The 20426-nt window shown below is 52.4% G+C and carries 16 protein-coding genes and 1 pseudogene; 7 read left to right on the top strand and 10 right to left on the bottom strand.

The features are described from left to right. Positions 1–2: 2 nt before the first annotated feature. From LOY36_RS09280 to LOY36_RS09270, 3 genes and pseudogenes are all read right to left on the bottom strand, one after another. Positions 3–1388 (bottom strand): flippase, encoded by a 1386-nt coding sequence (locus LOY36_RS09280; protein WP_258673002.1) that lies wholly within the window; start codon positions 1386–1388, stop codon positions 3–5. A gap of 122 nt (positions 1389–1510) precedes the next feature. Beyond that, positions 1511–3735: pseudogene (locus LOY36_RS09275) on the bottom strand (polysaccharide biosynthesis tyrosine autokinase). 46 nt (positions 3736–3781) lie between these two features. Then, positions 3782–4222, bottom strand: coding sequence for a low molecular weight protein-tyrosine-phosphatase (locus tag LOY36_RS09270; RefSeq protein WP_258673001.1), 441 nt, complete (start codon positions 4220–4222; stop codon positions 3782–3784). Between the two features lie 659 nt (positions 4223–4881). Here LOY36_RS09270 and galU point away from each other — a divergent pair. The 3 genes from galU to rfaH are packed head-to-tail and all read left to right on the top strand — an operon-like array spanning position 4882 to position 6699. After that, complete coding sequence (gene galU, locus LOY36_RS09265) at positions 4882–5715, top strand: UTP--glucose-1-phosphate uridylyltransferase GalU (protein WP_018928284.1); 834 nt, start codon at positions 4882–4884, stop codon at positions 5713–5715. 49 nt (positions 5716–5764) lie between these two features. Next, complete coding sequence (locus LOY36_RS09260) at positions 5765–6196, top strand: phosphomannomutase (RefSeq protein ID WP_258673000.1); 432 nt, start codon at positions 5765–5767, stop codon at positions 6194–6196. Then, positions 6193–6699: a transcription/translation regulatory transformer protein RfaH gene (rfaH, locus tag LOY36_RS09255; RefSeq protein ID WP_019581966.1), complete on the top strand. Its 507-nt coding sequence runs from the start codon at positions 6193–6195 to the stop codon at positions 6697–6699. The genes LOY36_RS09260 and rfaH overlap by 4 nt, the downstream gene beginning before the upstream one ends. A 69-nt stretch (positions 6700–6768) precedes the next feature. Here the strand turns inward: rfaH and LOY36_RS09250 are convergent, their stop codons facing one another. Beyond that, positions 6769–7605 carry an undecaprenyl-diphosphate phosphatase gene (locus LOY36_RS09250; RefSeq protein WP_019581965.1) on the bottom strand — a complete coding sequence of 279 codons (837 nt, stop codon included), beginning with the start codon at positions 7603–7605 and terminating at the stop codon, positions 6769–6771. Between the two features lie 278 nt (positions 7606–7883). Here LOY36_RS09250 and LOY36_RS09245 point away from each other — a divergent pair, with 278 nt between their 5' ends. Both LOY36_RS09245 and LOY36_RS09240 read left to right on the top strand, forming a co-directional pair. Then, on the top strand, positions 7884–8300 hold the full coding sequence (locus tag LOY36_RS09245) for a hypothetical protein (RefSeq protein ID WP_258674159.1): 417 nt from the start codon (positions 7884–7886) through the stop codon (positions 8298–8300). Positions 8301–8839: 539 nt separating this feature from the next. Then, positions 8840–9967, top strand: coding sequence for a UDP-N-acetylmuramate dehydrogenase (locus LOY36_RS09240; protein ID WP_258672999.1), 1128 nt, complete (start codon positions 8840–8842; stop codon positions 9965–9967). Positions 9968–10291: 324 nt separating this feature from the next. Here LOY36_RS09240 and LOY36_RS09235 read toward each other — a convergent pair whose 3' ends face one another. Continuing rightward, positions 10292–11338: a glycoside hydrolase family 99-like domain-containing protein gene (locus LOY36_RS09235; RefSeq protein ID WP_258672998.1), complete on the bottom strand. Its 1047-nt coding sequence runs from the start codon at positions 11336–11338 to the stop codon at positions 10292–10294. Between the two features lie 651 nt (positions 11339–11989). Here LOY36_RS09235 and LOY36_RS09230 point away from each other — a divergent pair. Then, on the top strand, positions 11990–13168 hold the full coding sequence (locus tag LOY36_RS09230) for an O-antigen ligase (protein ID WP_258672997.1): 1179 nt from the start codon (positions 11990–11992) through the stop codon (positions 13166–13168). A gap of 165 nt (positions 13169–13333) precedes the next feature. Here the strand turns inward: LOY36_RS09230 and LOY36_RS09225 are convergent, their stop codons facing one another. From LOY36_RS09225 to LOY36_RS09205, 5 genes are all read right to left on the bottom strand, one after another. Further along, a complete protein-coding gene (locus LOY36_RS09225) occupies positions 13334–14248 on the bottom strand; it encodes a universal stress protein (protein WP_258672996.1) in 915 nt (304 codons plus the stop codon). Positions 14249–14437: 189 nt separating this feature from the next. Beyond that, positions 14438–15037 carry a trypsin-like peptidase domain-containing protein gene (locus LOY36_RS09220; RefSeq protein WP_018928290.1) on the bottom strand — a complete coding sequence of 200 codons (600 nt, stop codon included), beginning with the start codon at positions 15035–15037 and terminating at the stop codon, positions 14438–14440. A 338-nt stretch (positions 15038–15375) separates the two neighbouring features. Beyond that, on the bottom strand, positions 15376–16596 hold the full coding sequence (gene arsJ, locus LOY36_RS09215) for an organoarsenical effux MFS transporter ArsJ (protein WP_018928291.1): 1221 nt from the start codon (positions 16594–16596) through the stop codon (positions 15376–15378). 9 nt (positions 16597–16605) lie between these two features. After that, entirely contained in the window at positions 16606–17610 is a 1005-nt protein-coding gene (locus LOY36_RS09210; protein ID WP_258672995.1) for an ArsJ-associated glyceraldehyde-3-phosphate dehydrogenase, read from the bottom strand. Between the two features lie 47 nt (positions 17611–17657). Further along, the gene (locus tag LOY36_RS09205) at positions 17658–18020 is read right to left on the bottom strand and encodes a metalloregulator ArsR/SmtB family transcription factor (protein WP_258672994.1); all 363 of its coding nucleotides are present in this window, start codon (positions 18018–18020) and stop codon (positions 17658–17660) included. Between the two features lie 189 nt (positions 18021–18209). On the opposite strand from LOY36_RS09205, the gene LOY36_RS09200 reads away from it, so the two are divergent. Then, positions 18210–20333: a TonB-dependent siderophore receptor gene (locus LOY36_RS09200; RefSeq protein WP_258672993.1), complete on the top strand. Its 2124-nt coding sequence runs from the start codon at positions 18210–18212 to the stop codon at positions 20331–20333. Positions 20334–20426 lie beyond the last annotated feature (93 nt).

Genomic DNA, 20426 nt, shown 5'->3' with positions numbered 1-20426 from the left:
ATTTAGGCATGGGGCGCAGCACCTGCTATCGGAACTTTATTCTTGAAAACCAACCGTTGGGCGCCATAAAAATATAACGATAACAGCAGTAGGTTACTGACCACAGTCGCAACCGCGGCACCACGCAGGTCAAAGCGAGGGATTAAGGCCAGGTTGAGCAATACATTGATGATCGCAACCATCGCCATGTATTTAACTTTCACTTTCATGTGTTCTTGGGTCACCAATGTGGCGCCAGCACTGAAGGCCAGAAAAATAATAGGTGCCGACAGCGAAAGAATTTTCAAGATCGACGCAGCGTCTCGATAAGCCTCACCAAACAGCAACGGCACGGCCCAATCCGCACAGACCAGAATCACCAACATGGCCAGCGTTCCAAGCAGCAGCATCAACCAGTTGCCCTTTCGGTATATCTGATAAAACATTTCTCGATCATGGTTCGCCCAACGATGCATCTTGGGTAGCAGGAACCGCTGATAAATCACGCTCGGAAACAAATACACGGCGGTCATGATGGTGAACGCAACGCTGTAGATACCGGCAGAGCTGTTACTTGAGAGATGTTTGAGCAAGATAATGTTGCTTTGAAAATAAATCAGATAAGAGAACGCAGCGACACCGAACGGCCAACTGGCGCCGGCAACGCTTAACATGCTCGGGTTCGCCGACGGAGTTGCGAATTCAGGGGTCACTTCGTGGCCTTTCAGGGCCAACTTTCCACCTGTCATGTGCAGTAACTGGGGAACGGCCAACAAAAAAAACACCACTGCAATGACCGAGAAAAATATCGCGTAGTATTCCGCGGCGATCGGCGTAGCACTCATGACCGTCGTGACGAAGACCATTGAGCAACGAAGAAAATGCGGAAAAAACTGCCAAAGCGCCAGATGCAAATATTTTTCTTCAAGCTGAAACTTGCTGCTCACCAGTTCTACCGACAGCTGACCGAGTATGTACAGGGACAGGATCAACAGCAGGTTCTGCGTTAACCGGTCATGGCTGGAATAAAGCGCCCACGCCACAATGGAGCAGATGAGAAACAGAGTACTTAAGGCAATGAACTGAAATGACGGCTTCAACCAGCGTTGCGCCGCCCAGCCCTCTTGGCCAAAAGCCTTGAGCCAATACTGCGATATCCCGAAACCCGCCAGGGGCGCGAATAGCGTGATGGTGCTGAGTGCTGACGAAAAAGCGCCGAAATCATTGCTACCCAACTTTCTCGCCAGGAATACCTGAGTGAGAAAAGCGAACCCGGCTCCCGCCAGGGAACCGACCCAGAGGAGCGATATAGCCTTGAACGCTGTGGTTTTATTCATTGACCTGCCATTCGCAATCACGCTACCGCCCCAGGATTTTTCGTCATTTTCCTCAGGACGTGGTGTTTCCATGAAATATCGGTTTGATCATGCCTATTGGCTTTTGATCCGGCGTAGCAATAACGATAAAAACTCAAGAGCAACAACAGCGGCGTCAAAAATCTGAACTTATGACGCGACCTCTTCAATCCCCATCAGTTTCTGTCGGAGGCGTAGGCATAGTGGTAATAACCATAATCACTGTAGCCATACTTGTTGGAAGCCTTTCTCTCCACGCCATTGAAAATCGCACCTTTAATGACAACGCCATTCTGGGTGAACCGGCGCACTGTCAACTCGATTTCTTTCGCCGGGTTCAGGCCATAGCGCGTCACGATCAGATTGGTCCCGGACAGACGCCCGACGATCGCCGCATCTGTCACTGCCAGTAGTGGCGGTGTATCGAGAATCACCAAATCATATTGCTCACTCACCTGCTCCAATAGCGCGCTGAAATTGGCGTGCATCAGTAACTCGGAAGGATTGGGCGGGATCTGGCCTCGACTGACAAAATCGAAGTTGTCGATTGGGGTCTTGTGGATGGCGGTGGCCACATCACAGCGTCGGGCCAGAACATCGGAGAGCCCATTGTCTGAAGAAACACCTAACACTTTGTGCAAATAGCCTTTGCGCATGTCGACATCGATCAACAATACCCGCAGCCCGGTCTGTGCTATCACCACCGCGAGGTTGACCGAGACAAACGTTTTGCCCACCTGAGGGCTGGGCCCGGAAATCATCAAGCGGTTATTGTCGGCCTCATGCATGGCGAAGTGCAGACTGGTACGCAAACTGCGCAATGCCTCGATTGCCAGATCGGTAGGATGAGTGACGGCCAGCAATGAAGCCCCATTGGAACGCCCTCGTCCGCGGGAGACTTTATCTTCTTCGGCTTTCTGCAGAGTGCTGTAGGGAATCGACGCATAGACCGGCAACCCAAGTTGCTCGATGGCTTCCGGACTCTCCAGCCCGCGGTTCAGTGCCTTGCGTACCAGCACCAGGGCCACCGCCAGGAAGCCGCCAAGAATAGTGGCGATCAATACAATCAAGGCTTTTTTCGGCTTGACCGGTTTGAGGAAATTGACGTCCGCCGCGTCGATCAGACGCACGTTACCGACAGTCCCCGCGCGCATAACATCCAGCTCCTGAGACTTGTTCAGCAACTGGGTATAAATGGCCGTACCGACCTCTACATCCCGGGTAAGGCTCAACAGTTCCTGCTGAGTGGAAGGAAGCCCTTCCACCTTGCTCGCCAAACTTTTCTGCTTGCTGCTCAACTCACCGATCTGGGTCAACAATGCTCGATAGGCAGGATGTTGACGGGTAAACTTGCGGTCCATCTCGGCTTGCTGCAACTTCAACTCGGAAATACTGGTATCGAGCCCGACTATTTGATCGAGAATGGCTTTGGTTTCAAGCGTGATGTCCACAGACTTGCTGCGCGTCTGGTACTCATTCAACGCATTTCCGGCTTTTTCCAGGTCCTTCTTGACCTCCGGAAGTTGCTCTTTGAGAAACGCCAGGCTCTGCGCTGCCTCTGCTGAAGTGCGCTCTACGTTTTGCCGAACATATATAGCTGCAATTTCATTGAGTATGTTAATGGCCTGATCCGGATCGGTACTTTCCAGTGCCAGACCGATCATGCCCGAGTCTTTTCCGCGCTCGACTACATCCAGAGCCTCTTGATAGTCGAGGATACTGGTCAGGCGGGAGTTACGAATAATACGGAAGCGGGTTCCAGGATTGGCGTGCATTTCCTCTATTTGAAACGTTACGCCATTTTGCTCGAAAAGCTCTCCGGCCCGACTGGCGGCCAATAGGTTGTCATCTTCATCCACCAACGTGAAGTGACCATTTTCACCCGCGGTCAGGGTCAATTTCTTGCCCAGTTGCGAGTCGGGAGATCCAGTTTGAATATCTTCAGCGACTCCCCTCCCCAGGCGAAACTGTTCAACCCCAACAAGGGGTCGGCTATTTCACCGGGATTTTTATCCTGGAATCGACGCGCCAGGAACTCACCGAAAACCGGGAAATACTTCGGCTGTATGACAATATCAAGTTTCAAGTTATCGACAGTTTTACCAATCACGGAGCGGGACTGGATCAACTCGATTTCGGTGGCCGAAGGAGACTCCTTGCCCAGCATGCTGCCGATATCCGAAAAACCCAGCAAGTCGTTCTTCTTCGCTTCGACCTGTAACAGCGCATTCGCCTGGTATACCGGTGTCGCCAGCACCGCATACGCGGCCCCGGCCACCATGAAGGCACCGGTAATCGCACCTATCAGCCATTTATGGTCGATGAGTGTTCCAAACAGGCCGAGAAGATCAATCTCGTCATTGTCGTCGTCCCGCACGTTGACTACCGGTGCTTGCTGCATAAGTCGGATTCTTTGCCTTGATTACGATTCAAAAAGGAAGTGGCCATCAGCGTGCCAGACGCTGTGCCCATGCGTGTACGGCTTCTTCGATCAACGCATAAGCGTGCACAAAAGCAGGTTTGCCTTGACGGTAGGGGTCGCTGATCTCTCGATCGTCCTGCCATTTGCCCAACAACAAGACTTTGCCCCGAGCTTCAGGGGCAATGTTGAGCACGCCACTGACATGCCGCCGCTCCATCACCAGAATCAAGTCCGCCTCACTGACGGCTTGAGAAGTGAGCTGAACGGCCTGGTGCTCATGGGGCAGATGACCATGCTCCGTAAGTACGGCGTGTGCTGCCGGCTCGATGGGCTTGCCCGTCAGGGCGGCAAGGCCGGCTGAACTGACCTGAATATCGGAATGGACGAGTGCCCCGCGCAGCAAATGCTCCGCGGTGGGACTGCGGCATATATTGCCAACACAGACAATCAAAACCCTTTTAAGCAAGATGACCTTCCCCGTCTTGTCAACATTGGCGGTGACCTAGCACTTGCCGAACATAAGAGCTTTAAATTACGAATGAGCCCGGGCACTTATAATGGCCAGGAACTGCGACTGAAACTTTCAAACAATCAATGCGTATTTATTACCATGACGTTTGAACAGCCCCCAACTTTTTATCCAGACAAAAAATAACACCACACTCTCCAGAGTGTGAAAATAACAGTTATCGAATTTATCCAGACAATTTCTAACAGTTGTCGTTTTATGGCGACCGTTCAATCTAAATTACACTGAAATAGAGAATGGCTAATGTATAGCCGTTCCGCTAGTGCATTGCCAGGGTGTCGAACATTTGGTTAGTAGTTGGGTAAGGGACGCCTTGGGCAATAACTCTATGTACAGCGGGTTACGTCACGAGCATGCCGTGGAACAACCGGTCATGCTCGCCGGCCAATCGGCTGCTCGATGTCTCCCCTGCCCACGCCTGGCGAGAAGCATGGCGTGCAGACCATTCGCAGCCCCTGGCGCGTTGCGAACATTTTTCTCGAGTGACCGGGCCGCTTCGAGCCCGCACTCCCCAGCGTGACCGGTTCGGCCAGCCTGGATCGAACCTTTCCTACTGCCATTAGCCACTCCATCAGTCTACTTTCAAGGACGCTTCCATGATTCGTAAATGCCTGTTCCCCGCCGCCGGCTATGGAACCCGCTTTTTACCCGCCACCAAGGCCATGCCGAAGGAGATGCTGCCGATCGTCAGTAAGCCGCTGATCCAGTACGCCGTCGAGGAAGCGCGTGACGCCGGCCTGCAACACATGGCCATCGTGACCGGTCGCGGCAAGCGCGCGCTGGAGGATCATTTCGATACCAGCTACGAGCTGGAGCACCAGATTCGTGGCACCGATAAGGAAAAGTTCCTGCACGGCACTCGCGAGCTGATCGATACCTGCAGCTTTTCCTACACCCGTCAGGTGGAAATGAAAGGCCTGGGACACGCCATTCTCAGCGGCCGCTCGTTGATCGGTGATGAGCCATTCGCCGTGGTGCTGGCCGACGACCTGTGCCTGAACCTGGAGGGGGATGGAGTCCTGGCGCAAATGCTCAAGCTTTATGAGCAGTTCCGCTGTTCGATCGTGGCGATCCAGGAAGTACCCCGCGAGCAGACTCAGAAGTACGGCGTGATTGCCGGCGAGTTGATTCGCGAGGGGATTTACCGGGTCAACAGCATGGTCGAAAAACCCCGTCCGGAAGACGCTCCGTCCAACCTGGCGATCATCGGTCGATACATTCTGACCCCCGACATCTTTGACCTGATCGCTGACACCGAACCTGGCAAGGGCGGTGAAATCCAGATCACCGATGCGCTGATGAAGCAGGCCCAGAACGGCTGCGTGCTGGCTTACAAGTTCGAGGGTCGACGCTTCGACTGTGGCGGTGCTGAAGGTTATATCGAAGCCACCAACTTCTGCTTCGAGCATCTGCATCAAAACGCCCTGTGATGTTGCTGTCCCCCGATATGGTCTTTATCACCTTATGGACGAAGCCTCTATGAATACGTTGAGCGGTTTCAAGGCAGATGACAGTCGCCACCCGTATAGCGCTGACCTTAAGCACAACCTCGCGTACCGCATCGTGCGCGCCTATGCGTCGGAACTGATTTCCCCTCGCGTGAGAAAACCACCGGTACTGCTGGTGGAACGCATCGGCGCGTTTCCCTCCTCCGGGGAAATCCGCCGCCAAGTCAAGGATGGTCCGGCGCTGCTGGCGAGCATCAAGCAGCGTTACGCCCGCGACGCCCTTGACCTCAACGAGAGCAGCGGGCTGAACCTGGTCTTTGCCGACTGGCGCTTCAGCTTGCGCCTCTCGGGCGAGGGTTGCGTAGCTTGCCTGACCGTGGAAAGTCGGGGCGACAGCTCACTCCTGCAGCGCAAAACCGCCGAGCTGCTGGAGCAGATCGATGCAGGGAGGGCATTTGAATGAACGCGATTGCCGAACACGCCACCAAAGCCTGGTACCTGGTCCAGTGCAAGCCCAAACAAGATGAGCGCGCCGAAGAACATTTGCAGCGCCAAGGCTATGCCTGCTTTCGCAAGACCTACAGACGTGAGCGCATGTTGCGCGGGCAACGTCGAGTGATCAGCGAGTCGCTGTTTCCGGGCTACCTGTTTATTCAACTGAGCCTTCAGGACAGCTGGGGTCCACTGCGCTCGACCCGCGGCGTTTCGCGGGTCGTCGGGTTCGGCGGTCAGCCACTGCCGATCCGCGATGCGCTGATCGACGAACTCCAGGAACCGGACAGCCAGGCGATCGTGACCACGCTGTTGAAACACGGAGATGCGGTGCGCATCACTGAAGGTCCGTTCTGCGATCTCGAAGCGGTGTTCCTGGCCATGGACGGCGAAGAACGGGTGCTGCTGATGATGAATTTACTGCAGCGTGAACAGCAAATCAGCCTGCCACTGGCGCGGGTCAACAAGCTTTAGATGCTTTTAGCTGCTCACACAAAAACGCCGCTCAACAACAAGCGGCGTTTTTTATCAACAGAGGAAAACCTACGCCCCTTCCGAGAGGTGATTCCAGTCCACCCAACCCAAAAACCACGTCGCCAGAATCAGTAAACCGAAGGCGATCCGGTACCAGGCAAACACCGCATAACTATGGTTGGCGATGAACTTGAGCAACCCGCGCACGGCAATCATCGCAAAGACGAAAGCGGCGACAAACCCCAGGGCAAACACCGGCAAATCTGCGGCCTGGAACAGGTCGCGATATTTATAGCCCGAGTACACCGCGGCCCCCACCATTGTCGGCATCGCCAGGAAGAACGAAAACTCGGTGGCCGTCTTGCGTGACAGGCCAAACAGCAACCCGCCGATAATCGTCGATCCCGAACGCGAAGTGCCGGGAATCATCGCCAGGCATTGTGCACATCCGACTTTCAAGGCATCGGTCCAGCGCATCTCGTCCACGTGATCGACCACTACCACGTGCTCGCGCTGTTCGGCCCACAACATGATGATCCCCCCGATCACCAGCGCCACGGCCACGGTGATCGGGTTGAACAGATACTGATGGATTTTATCGGCGAACATCACCCCCAGGACCACCGCCGGCAAAAAACCGATCAGCAAATTCAGAGTAAAACGTTGCGCATTACGCTGGGTCGGCAAACCCGTGGTGATGTCCAGAATCTTGCGACGGAACTCCCAGACGACCGCCAGAATAGCGCCCAACTGAATAATGATATTGAACGCCATGGCTCGCTCACCGCCAAAGTCGAGCAGGTCCGCGGCAATAATCTGGTGGCCTGTACTGGAGATCGGCAAAAACTCTGTGAGTCCTTCAACCAGCCCTAGAATCGATACTTGCGTGGTGGTCCAGAAGTCCATTAATCCCCCGTTAACCCCTTTCGGCTGAAAGGTCTGTTGTTGGTTCCGAGCAGCTGTCGGGTCAACGGAGAATTAAAACGCATTACCCGCCGGCTTGAGCCAAACGTTATAAAACGTCCATGACCAGGGCGATGACCACTTCTACGACTCCGTCCGCCTGCTACGCTTTGCGTTCATGACTGGAGGACTCGCCACTCATCGTCAGCTCGTTGACGTTTTGAGTTTGGACGCGCGCAATGTCTACCCCAAAAAATGATCGCCCGGAGAGAACACTCAACATGGCAAAGATCATAGTGCTCGCCGGTGATTTCCCGCAGTGCGATGGGGAGTATCACTCGGGAACCATCACGCTCAAAACAGCCCTTAAACCACGACAGGGGAAGAGTTTCTCCGTCTCGGAACTTAAGGATCTGACGGTCCAGAGCACGGACTCCAGTAAAAATCTAACGAGCGCCATCGGCTTTGGCATTGCGGGCGCTATGTTGCTGGGTCCGGTCGGAGCCATCGCCGGCTATCTGCTGGCCGGCAAGAGCACCGAGGTGACCTTCATGGCCACCCTGAAGGGCGGCGCCAAGCTCCTGGCAGCAACCGATAGCGATACCTACCGGGATATCTCGGAACGTGCCCTCAAAAAGTCCCGCACCAGCCGCCGAGACGCGCTTTGCGAGTCATTTGATAACGGATTCATTCACTGATCCGCTGACCCCTTGCCCCCGCGCCCACGGATTAGATCGAGCTCATCCTTGAGCCACTTATGGCTCGAAAAACAAACTGATCAACTCTTCAGCAATGCTGGGAATCTGATAAGTGTTAAAGTTGGCATATGACGATATAGTTAATAAGTAAAGCGTTGCGCTAGCAAGATCGGGGCGGCGCGAATGCAACGGCGGCTTTAACTGCTACTCCCGTAAAGGCACCACTTTCAAGGCCAGTGCCGCTATCTTTTAAGAAGAATGTAGACTTTTTTTAACATTCGTATGCCTTTGCATGTGCTGCCCATATGATGTAGCTAGCAGATCATGAGTCAGCGCAATCGAGCAACGAAGCGTTGGATTTCTAGTTGAATGGCTTGGCTCTAAAAGCTAGAGGGGATTATTTAGCATCATAATTGAGTGAGCGTCTTGCAAGTTGAGATTTATTAGTCGAGCGAGGATAAAGTTATCGCTTGATACTGGACCTCATGTAAATTCTTGAAATAAACCTTCACTTTAACAAGTGCTAATTCGGAAAAAAAATGAACGCGGAAAAATCGATCGAAAAAATCCAAAGCAGAGATGTACACTCAATGGACCAGGAACTGTTTGACGTGAGAACGTTCTTGATCCAAGAAGAAATTTGGTTTAAAGAAAACTACGACATAAAGTACGACACGTACTTTAAGTCCGGCGGATTAGTAAAGCTTTTCATCTGTCCCCAAACACGAGGAAAGATGAAAAAAATAATTGAAAAGCTAATTAAAAGCAAAGTCGCATACAAAGTAATTGGATTTACTTCCAATGTGCTATTTTTCGATCAGATCGAATACTCCATAATTTTATCAACGAAAAACCTGACCAGTATAACCAAGAAAGACGGTGTAGTTGAGGTAGACAGCGGTTATTCTTTGCAGGACTTTGTTCGCATTGCTGTGCTTGAAGAAGCAAACGGATTTGAGGGATTAGAAGGAATCCCTGGAAGTATCGGCGGCGGGGTATGCATGAATGCGGGTGCATACGGATATGCAATATCTCAAAACATCATATCAGTAGATTGCATAGATGAAAGTGGAAATGCAATAACACTGACAAAAGAAGAATGCGGCTTTAGCCATCGGAAATCCCTATTTCAAACTCGCGATCTTATAATCCTTTGCGCCCGCTTTAAATTCTTTAAAGGGAGCGCAAAAAAAATCGCGGACAATATCGAGACGTTCCATATTGCTCGCCACTCGTATCAAGAGTTTGTATATCCTAATCTAGGAAGCATGTTCTCCATAAGCGGCGACCCTTATGGTGCACTGCTTAAGCACGAAGGAAGAGTGGAGAGAGTCATTTATTACATATTCAAATTACTATATAAAAACCCAGTGGTAAAATTCATTAACAGGAAGAGACCTAGAAACACAGCAATGAATAGCTTGTTCTTTGACAGGTTCAAACACACGCAGTACACACCCTCTAATAAAAGTCTGAACATACTAATTAACGATGGAAAAACCTCAGTCGAATCGCACCTAAAATACATTATGGAGTTTGAGAAACGGCTAGGCGATCGATTTAGCATAGAAAACGAAATGATTATTGAGCCCGCCTATCGCGTAGAGAATGGGTTTAAGTCTAATCACGCAAAAATAATCAGTTTTCTATCATCAAAAACCAAGTAAAAATACAAATAACTCTGAAAAAATAGAAGCTGCCAGAGTCGGAATATCCTGTGAAAGATAGGTAAGATTGCATCAGAAGGATCTGATCAGGTGTTTATTCTACACATCCATAAAAAGCCGGGCCATTCAAGTCCGGCTTCATTTTATGCAGGCAGACACTGATATTCTGATTTAATATTTTCTACTATGAATGCCACAAAATATTTATTGGCTCTGCCACATTGCACTGCCAAAAACTCAGAAAACTCAGAAAACTCAGTATAAATGCTAAAAATACCGCCTATACGACCATTAGCCCCCTGCGATAGCCACAATAAAATCTTCCTACTTCAGGTACTTTCGAACCCCCTCCAGGTATTTAAATTGATGCTGCTTTGTTGGCTCTATATATGAACCCTCCCCGTACTCATTCCAACAGCAAATAACAACTGAGTTTAGCGTTTTATCGGGATATCTATTTAGAATACTCTTGGCTTTTTGTAAGTGTTCATAAAACTTCTCAGGCGTGCTTACTGATTTGTCATGACTTGGATCGACGCTACCCCCCCAAGGGGATCGATCCCAACCTGAAGTTAATGGCAGGATGTAGGGGATATTACTATTTTTGATAATCCACTTCCATGACTGAGCATAACCAGCGGCAAGATCCGGATAGCTGACAGATAGCTTCCTGCTTGATTTTTTTTCAGCAAACCCGAGGTGGTAGTTGTAAGCTGATAAGGCATCATATGTACTTCCTAAATCTGCAAAGTCCAAAAGTTTTTTATCTGCTGATGCTGAACCTATAAAGTATATACCTTTGTATCCAGCTTTTACCGCTGCCACTCGGGCGCGCTCAAGCAATTCTTTAGGTGTTGCTCCAAATGTTTTCGCGTCAGCGCTCAGTCGATCGTGAGAAAATACAAAAACCACCGGTTTGCCGTTGATTTTTTTGTACCGCTCGTTACCAAAATAATGAGTAATCCAGTAGTTGACGATTTCATCGAACTGCTGGTAACTGACTGGTGTTCCGGAGTGGTTAGCCCAGAGCAAGGAGAATCCAATGGAGGATGAGTTCGAATTTTTTATAAACGAATCAACCGCGTAAGTTGTATCCTTTACCCCACCATTCTTTTCCCAATACCAGTCATAAATGACATAATCAACTCCATATTTCTTCATCCATGTAATATACGTTTTGGTATATGTGTCAGTTCCTTCCTTATACCACCCCAATAACGGCTCCCTGTCCGAGTAAGGTTTAATTCTAGCCCAAGAATCGATGTTCGGCTTATTCCATCCAGGGTAGTAGAAAACACCTACATCAGTCGCCCCTGCGCCCCTGACGAATAACATCAAGCAAAAAGATATTGCCAAGGTGAAATATTTCATCGGGAGTCCTATAAAAATAATTGCCTATCAGAATCTTGACAAAACAATCAAGCTGATACCACCTGCAAACACAGACAAATACTAACATTTTTCATGCCGCGCCAAGAAAATAATGCAAAACTCAAATGGGACCTCTTGTTATTTACAAAACCATCGTAGAGAGAGAATGGCCGACTTTGACAGGGCACTGTTATTTTTAGTCACCTACGCACTCTCGCAACAAGGGTGTTTTTATGCTAAAAATTGCAATGGCTTTTATAATAGTCCTGTGGACTCCGAATCTGTTTATGCGTACTTGTGTGATTCAACTGACTGGTGGTTTTCTACTCCATTTCAAATCATGCCGAGACAGATGAGAACGTGATGTCAAAGATTATATCGTTTAATGTTCTGAATTTCGTGTCTTGCTTTTGATGAAAACCTTATCAGAAATACGAGGGCGATGCACTTGCTCAAGCGAATAAAGTCCATGAAAACTTCCTCCTGGGGCCCTCCTCACCATGCCCTTGCAACTAATTAAGAAAGTTAAAAAGCAGGAACATTATGACATCGTTACACGCCTATAGCATCCCGACCTCAAGACTATCAACTCGGTATGTGCTAGCTCTAATCATAGGCTTTACCGTAACTTTTAATAATATAGAGTGGTCCTTGGGTGGTAACACCTTGACCCTGGAACGGATACTATCCGTTCCACTCTTCTTAATCATTTGCGTATTGTTAATTGGATCAAAAATTCCGCTTAAACTTCCTAACACTGGATTGATTCTTCTTGTATGGATCGTGCTAACGTTTTTTTCATCTGCAATGGGTCCCGTTCCTACCTGGTCTCTCAAAATGTTCTTGGGACTTCTTTTTGCCATCAGCTTTTATTATATGACTATCTGGCTTAGGGCTAACCCATTCACCATATTTAAGTCTAGAGCTTTTTTATCCTTGGCGTGGTTTTGTGGGCCATTTCTTTCTATAGTTTACGTGGCGTCACTGCTTCACTTACAACTCCCCGAGGTTGCACTTCATTGGCTTCAAGAAGGGAGTGGTGGTACACGAATCAGAGGGGGTATAACTGAGGCTAATCTGTTTGGCGTGTTTGTTTCCCTCATAACGCTGGCTGTGGTTGCGCTTGGCAAAACCAAGAAGGTTTGGTGGTGGATTCTGGTCTTGGGACTGCATACTTCTTTGCTGTTTTCCTTCTCTCGAGCTCCTTGGATTTCCTATATATTGTCTGTCGGGATATATTATGCGCTGATTAAGCGAAGCCATTACAAGGCCAGAAGCTTCGTTTGGTACACGCTTGCGGCATTATTGCTGATTGGCCTTATAGTTGCAGCATCCTATTTTGTAATGGCCGAATTTGGCGACAATGAAATAATTGGCAGAACGCACTCTGTTAGAACAAGGTTTATCATGTGGGGGCTTGCCGCTGAGTCGATACTCAAGAACCCGTTCTTAGGAAATGGAATCTATAGCTTTAGTGAAATATATTCATTCGCTCCAGAATTAGTAGGTTCGGATAGCCATCGTAGCGCATGGATATCAAATCTACCTTTGGCGTTACTTCATGACACTGGTATTTTTGGCTTACTACTTTTCTTCTTTTTTATGATTTCTGTCATTCGACGTGGTTTAGTAGCTGTTCGTAAGGCCGCAGTAAGCCGGACGACTGATATTTATCAAGTAAAAATTGGTGCGGCGCTTGTAGCATTCTTGATGGCAATGGTCTTTTCAAGCCAGTCTATTCCGGCACACTCCATTGCCATTTTTTGGGTCTGTATAGCACTTACTGAGCGCTTTTCTACACTGAGTAACTCCTCATCTTTAAAGGACTAGCATATAAAGTAGAGAAAAATAGTTTTCTTTCATCTTTTTAATAATTGAGGTGCTAATTCCTGGCAGCAACCGATAGCGATACCTACTGGGATATCTCGGAACGTGCCCTCAAAAAATCCCGCACCAGCCGCCGAGACGCGTTTTGCGAGTCATTTGATAACGGATTCATTCACTGATCCGCTGACCCCGTGACCCCGTGACCGCGAAGATGTTGCAGGGCACTCGATACAGAACATGCTCTGTCGTACTGCCTACCCACTTGCCCACCCCCTTGCGATGCGCATTGCCCATGACGATCACATCGGCCCGGTGATGCGCTGCAAAGTCAGCCAGCGCTTTGCCGGGCGGGCCCGCAACGAAGTGTTGTCGCTCGGTGGGCACGCCAAAGTGGTCGGCCAATGCGATGAATGACTTATGCAGAGACCTGCGCACGTCACTGTTGAAGCCTGGCATCGTCACTGCACCCGCGCCTGCGTCGGCTATATGCGTCAGCGACAGATCATAGGCATGTAGCAAATGCAGTTCTGCGTTGCATTGCATGGCCAGTCCGTTCGCTGCCTGGATGATGCGGTCGTTGATGCCGGTGATCTGCGTCTCGGGTTGCGACGGATCGACCGCCGCCACGATCACCCGCGGCAGCGGACACCTGACTTCGCTGACCAGATGCACAGGCACCGGACATTCGCGCAACAGGTGCCAATCCAGAGGCGTAACGAAAACACGCTTGAGTGCAGACTCGTGCTGCACGTCCTTGATCACCAGATCCGGCTGCATTTCTGCCACGTGCCGAAGGATTTCTTGCAACGCGCTGCGGGTTATAAGCACTTCGGTGCTCACCGTGACCCCGCGCCCGCGTATCAGATCTGCTTCATCCTTCAGCCACTTTTCGTTCTCTTGCTGACAGGCCTCACGAAACCGCGCACCGGCGCTCATCAAACCCAAAAGATGAGAGTCTTCGATAAACACCGTGATGTGCAGCGCGGCGCCAGTGGCTTCGGCAATGGCGACAGCTCGTTCCAACGCCGGGGTGTGACGCATGGCTGGGCCGGCTATCAGAAAGAGTCGTTGATATTGGCTCATGTAACACCTCCAAACGTTCCGGGATATCTAACTCCCCCCAACGCTCTCGCCTGTCAAACCACCGACGATTGGCTATCGCCTCAACTAACGGGATCGACACTATCAATATACGCCTTGATTGAATAAGCGAGTGATAGAGGTGCCACGTCACACCGAATCCGATGTTCCGGATTCGGTGATGACCCAACGCTACTTCTGCGCGTATTTCGTGCCGTGCGAATCGTTAAGCTGTGCCTGCATCAACCCCCACTCACGCTGAATGATCGAGTAAGGAATAAAGATACTGATCCGTTCAGCGCCCTTTACCCCAGGGTGAAAACTCACATCGTGAAGTGTGGTGGAGAAGAATCCGACATTAATACCGACAATGCTGCCGTCATTGGCGATAACCGGCCCACCCGACATCCCCTTGATCATCGGGGCATCATGGATGGCATAGCGTTCGCCGCTGCCTTCATCACTGTTGATGAAAGGCGCCGGATACACCTTGCCTTGCCCGCTGACCGTTGTCATATACGGGCTCGTTCCCACGGCAGTGATGTGCTCACCCACGCGCGGTGCGCGCCATGACGGATAATGGCCGTCGGCCTTGTGCTTGATGAAGACCAGATCGCAACCGGTGCTGCAGCTGTATATCACGTTGCGAATGAGTGGGGTGTGGCGGGTGGTGACGGCGTAATCCTCGTTCCATTGCACAGCCGAGGCCGTGTACAGATAGGGCAAGGGAAAGCCTGAGAAGACTGAGAAATATGAATCATTGGCAGGTCCCGACAAGTCGGGTTTTACCATACCGTTGCATCCTGCAATACCAGCTCCTATTAAAAAGTAGGCCATGACTTTAATCATGATGCTCACCGACTTATAAGGAGATTTTAGTTTTTGTTGTGTCAGGTTTTTAGTGATCAGGTTGTTGTAGTTATTCCTCGCCGCCTGTTCTGGTGGGTAATGTATGGCTTAGGTTGTAAGCGTGTGTATGAATTAATTGCGCTAAGAACAATCGCTTTTCGTTACATATAAAAAATTTCAAATATTTGGCGCCTGAAAAATGTCACACGCGCCAAAATAAATATAAATGGAAGTTGCACTTAATAAGTGTAAAACGCGTGAAACAGCACTTTTAGAGCGATTTAGAGCACGTTGGAATGCCGCGGCAACCTAACAGAAATCAGTGCCGCGAAAATAACAAATGCGCTGGATATCCATAAACACGCTTCCAGCCCGAAGACCTGAAAAACCCAACCGGAGAGCACGGTGCCGATCAGCCGTCCCATGGCGTTGGACATGTAGTAGAAGCCCACATCCAGCGATACGCCGTCTTCCTTGGCGTAGGACACGATCAGGTAGCTGTGCAGCGAGGAATTCACCGCGAACAACGCACCAAAGATCATCAAACCGCCCAACAGCACCCACTGCGGCGACAACCCGGTGTTCAGCCCCAGCGCGATTGCCGCTGGCAGGCCCGCCAAGGCAACCGCCCAAAGAAACGCCGCGCGACCATCCGGGACATGCCCTCGTTGCTTGCCGGTGATCCGCGGCGCGAGCGATTGCACGATGCCGTAGCCAATCACCCAGGCCGCGAGGAATCCACCGACCTTCCAGAAGTCCCAGCCAAAAACGCTGCTCAAGTACACCGGTAAAGCCACGACGAACCAGACATCGCGGGCACCGAACAGGAACATCCGTGCCGCCGACAAGATGTTGATGGCCCGGCTCTTGGAGAGGATGTCGCGGAACCTGGGCTTGGCTTTCGCCTTGCCCAGGTCCTTTTTCAACAGGATCAGGCTGCCGAGCCAGATCAGCGAAAGAACGCCTGCCATAGCCAGCAACGCCCCTCTGAAACCGATCAGGGCGAGCAATGCCCCGCCGAGAAAGAAACCGACGCCCTTGAGGGCATTCTTCGAGCCGGTGAGGATCGCTATCCATTGATAAAGCGTGCCCTGTTGCCCGTCGGGCACCAGAAGTTTGATCGAGCTTTTGGCGCTCATCTTGTTCAGGTCTTTGGCAATCCCCGACAGCGCCTGAGCCCCCATCACCCAAGGGATCGTCAGCCAGGTGACTGGCACCGTCAGCATCAACAGCGCCACCACCTGCATCCCCAGCCCGATGTTCATGGTCCGGTTCAACCCCAGTCGCGCGCCGAGATAACCGCCCAGCAGGTTGGTGATCACGCCAAAGAGTTCGTAGAACAGAAACAACGCCGCGATTTGCAACGGGCTGTAGCCCAACCCGTGAAAGTGCAGCACCACCAACATGCGCAAGGCACCGTCGGTGAGGGTAAAAGCCCAGTAATTGCCCGTAACAAGCAGGTATTGCCGCACTGACGGCGCGAGGGCTGACAAGGCTTTCATCAACGCTCCTTAAACGGCCAGACCGACCATCCTGGCCAATTCGACGGTGCGGTTCGCGTAACCCCATTCGTTGTCGTACCAGGCATAGAGTTTGACCTGGGTGCCGTTGATGACCATGGTCGACAGCGCATCGATGATCGATGAGCGCGGATCGGTGCGGTAGTCGATGGACACCAGCGGACGCTCCTCGAAGCCGAGGATGTCTTTGAGTTCGTTCTCGGACGCGTCCTTGAGAAACCGATTCACTTCGTCAACCGTGGTGACGCGCTCGACCTCGAACACACAATCAGTCAGCGACGCATTGGCCAACGGTACGCGCACCGCGTGACCGTTCAGACGCCCGCGCAGCTCAGGGAAAATTTCCGCGATGGCGGTGGCCGAACCGGTGCTGGTCGGGATCAGGCTCATGCCCGAAGCCCGCGCACGACGCAGATCCTTGTGGGGTTGGTCGAGAATGCTTTGGGTGTTGGTCAAGTCGTGAATGGTGGTGATCGAGCCGTGGCGAATGCCTAGCGCTTCATGGATCACCTTGACCACTGGCGCGAGGCAATTGGTGGTGCACGACGCAGCGGTAACGATGCGATGTTCCGCCGGATTGAACAGTTGATGGTTGACGCCCATGACGATGTTCAGCGCGCCCTCTTCTTTCACCGGAGCGCTGACCACCACGCGCTTGACGCCCTGGTCGAGGTACGCCTGAAGCACCGCGACAGTCTTCATCTTACCGCTGGCTTCAATCACCAGATCGCAGCCCGACCAATCGGTATCGGCAATCGCCTTGTTGGCAGAAACCTTGATGCGCTTGCCGTCGATGACAATACAGTTGCCCTCGGCGCTGGCTTGATCATTCCAGCGGCCATGCACCGAATCGAAATTCAGCAGGTGCGCATGCGTCGCCGCGTCGCCTGCCGGGTCGTTGATCTGCACGAACTCAAACTCCGGCCAGTGCCAGGCGGCGCGCATGGCGAGACGACCGATGCGGCCAAAACCATTGATGCCCACTTTGATAGTCATGTCGAGGTGCTCTGTAGCGGTTGTCAGGGAGGGTGCTTTGGCAATCATCAAGCCGGACAGCAGGCGGCTGCCCGTTCAGGACGGTCGCCCATTTGTGCAAGGCGTTTGGCATCGGGGCTCAACCAGTGCGTGTTGGCTTCGAGTGCCACGATCAGCATCTGATTCACCCAGTCAGGAAGAGTCGGGTGCAGTCGGTAGTAAACCCACTGGCCTTGTCGACGGTCCACCAGCAATCCGCAGGTGCGCAACTGCGCCAGGTGCCTGGAGATTTTCGGCTGGCTCTCGTTCAACGCGCAGGTCAACTCGCAAACACACAACTCTCCCTCACGGGCGATGAGCAGCATCATGCGGACGCGGTTGTCGTCAGCCAGGCATTTGAAAACGGTGGTCGGCGTCAGAGAGTCAGACATTTCGGTTCTCGCTGGTTTGGGCTATGCGTCACAACGGAGCATCAGCTTATATGCGCTTGGCCGAATATATGTTTTTCCGTATGTGCGGTAAAGCACCAACAGTCAGTGTGTCGACTTCATAGCTGAATGATATTTATTTACTTACAAAAGGTAATCGTTATCATTAGCGCCATAACTAAAAAGGAGCTCATGGTGGCTTTACCGCGCATTTACCCAGCCTCTCTCTCGCTGCTGGGGCTGTTGGCAGTCCCCGATTTACAGGCAGAAACCCAATCGGCAGTCACCCTGCCTGCCACCGCTGTGACCAGTGATTACAGCGAACAAAGCTACAGGCCGACCGACAGCCGCAGTGCGCTGAAGATCGATGCCCCGCTGCGCGACATTCCGCAAACGGTGAACGTGATCCCGCAGAGCGTGATCAAGGACCAGGGCGCGCAATCGATGGAAGACGTGCTGAAAAACGTTCCTGGCATCGGTCTTTCCAACGGCGATGGCCAGCGCGATCAGGTCACCATTCGCGGCTTCAGTGCGATTGGCGACATGTACGTCGACGGTGTCCGCGACGACGCGCTGTACTTCCGCGATCTGTCTAACGTCGAGCGGGTGGAAGTGATCAAGGGGCCGGCAGCGGTGCTCTATGGCCGCGGTTCATCCGGTGGCCTGATCAACAGCATCAGCAAGAAACCCAACTTCACCCCCAAGCAGGAAGTGGGTGTCAGCTTCGACAGCGAAGGCAAAAAGCGCACGCAGTTCGACGCGGGCTGGGCCGATCAGCAGCAAAACGACAAGGCCTTCCGGGTAACTGGCGCTCTGGAGAACAGCGACACCTTCCGCGATGACGGTTACATCGACCGCAAGGCCATTGCACCTTCGGCCTACTTCAAGCTCTCCGATGATCTTGAGCTGAATCTGGGCGCCACGTACCTCTACGATAAACGCCTGATCGACTTCGGCATCCCCGCGCTGGGCAACCGTCCGGTCAATGTCGACCGGGACAAGCGCTTCGGCGCCGCCGACCCGGATGATGATTACACTCGCAGCGAAGTGTTCTCGTTCACGGCGGGCGTCGACTACCGCCTCAACGACGACTTCACCCTGAGCAACACCAGCCGCTACTACCACTACGACCTGGATCGCAACAACACCCTCGCCGACTCCAGCCCGACACGCTTCGTCACTGCCCCCAACGGCGAATTGCTGGTCAAGCTCAACCGCGGCAACGTGCAGCGCAAGGAAGACGGCTGGTTCAACCAGACCGAACTCAAGCAACAGGCCACGCTCGCCGGGATGAACCACAACCTGCTCTATGGTGTGGAACTGGGGCGCCAGGTCAAGGATCAATCCGTCTTCAGCCAGAACAACGTAGCGCGGGTTCCGGTGTACCGCGATGCTCTGGTCGACGTACCGTTCCAGGCCAATCGGCAAACCGCCAAGGGCACCAATACCCAGGACACGGCCGGTTTCTACGTCCAGGATCTGATTGAACTGACCCCGCACTGGAAAGCGCTGCTGGGCGTGCGCTATGACGTGTTCGACCAGGAATATTCGGATGACCTGACCCGCGCCACCATGTCTCGAACCGACAACACCTGGAGCCCGCGTGCAGGCCTGGTCTACCAGCCTGATCAGGTCCAGTCCTACTACATTTCGGTGAGTCGCTCTTACCAGCCGTCTTCCGAAGTCTTCGCCCTGAGCACCACCAACCAGGACCTTGAACCGGAGCAAACCACTAACTTCGAAATCGGCGGCAAGTGGGACCTGCTCGACAATCGCCTGGCGTTGACGGCGGCGCTGTTCCGCCTGGAACGCACCAACATGAAAACCACCGACCCGGCGAACCCGACCAAACTGGTCCTGTCGGGCGAGCAGCGCACCGACGGCCTGGAACTGACCGCCAGCGGGCAGTTGAGCGACAAGTGGCAGGTCTATGCCGGCTACGCCTTCCTGGATGCCGAGATCACCAAGTCCAACAGCCGTACCAACGGCGTCGCCAACGAAGGCCAGACACCGACCCTGACCCCGCGTCACAGTGCCAACCTCTGGCTGGTGCGCTCGCTGACCAACACCTGGCGTGTCGGCATGGGCGCGAACTATGTCGATGACCGCTACACCGCCCTGGACAATCAGGTGGTCATGCCCGCTTACACCACCGTGGACGCGGCATTGCTCTATAACCTGCCGAAGTGGGACATGGCGCTGCGTTTGCGCAACGTCTTCGACAAGGACTATTACGCCTCGGCCCATGGCTCCGTGGACCTGATCACCCCCGGAGCGCCACGGACCCTGGAGTTGAGTACCAACTACCGGTTCTGACTGAACACCTGAAATCAAACGCCCTTGCCGGTCAGGTAAGCAAAATACCCGTGGGAGCGAGTCTGCTCGCCCCCACGCGTTTTGCGCAGTTTA

The organism is Pseudomonas sp. B21-019 (genome assembly GCF_024749225.1).
In the GTDB taxonomy this organism is placed as follows: Bacteria; Pseudomonadota; Gammaproteobacteria; order Pseudomonadales; family Pseudomonadaceae; genus Aquipseudomonas.
This window is presented reverse-complemented; position numbering and strand designations above follow the sequence as displayed.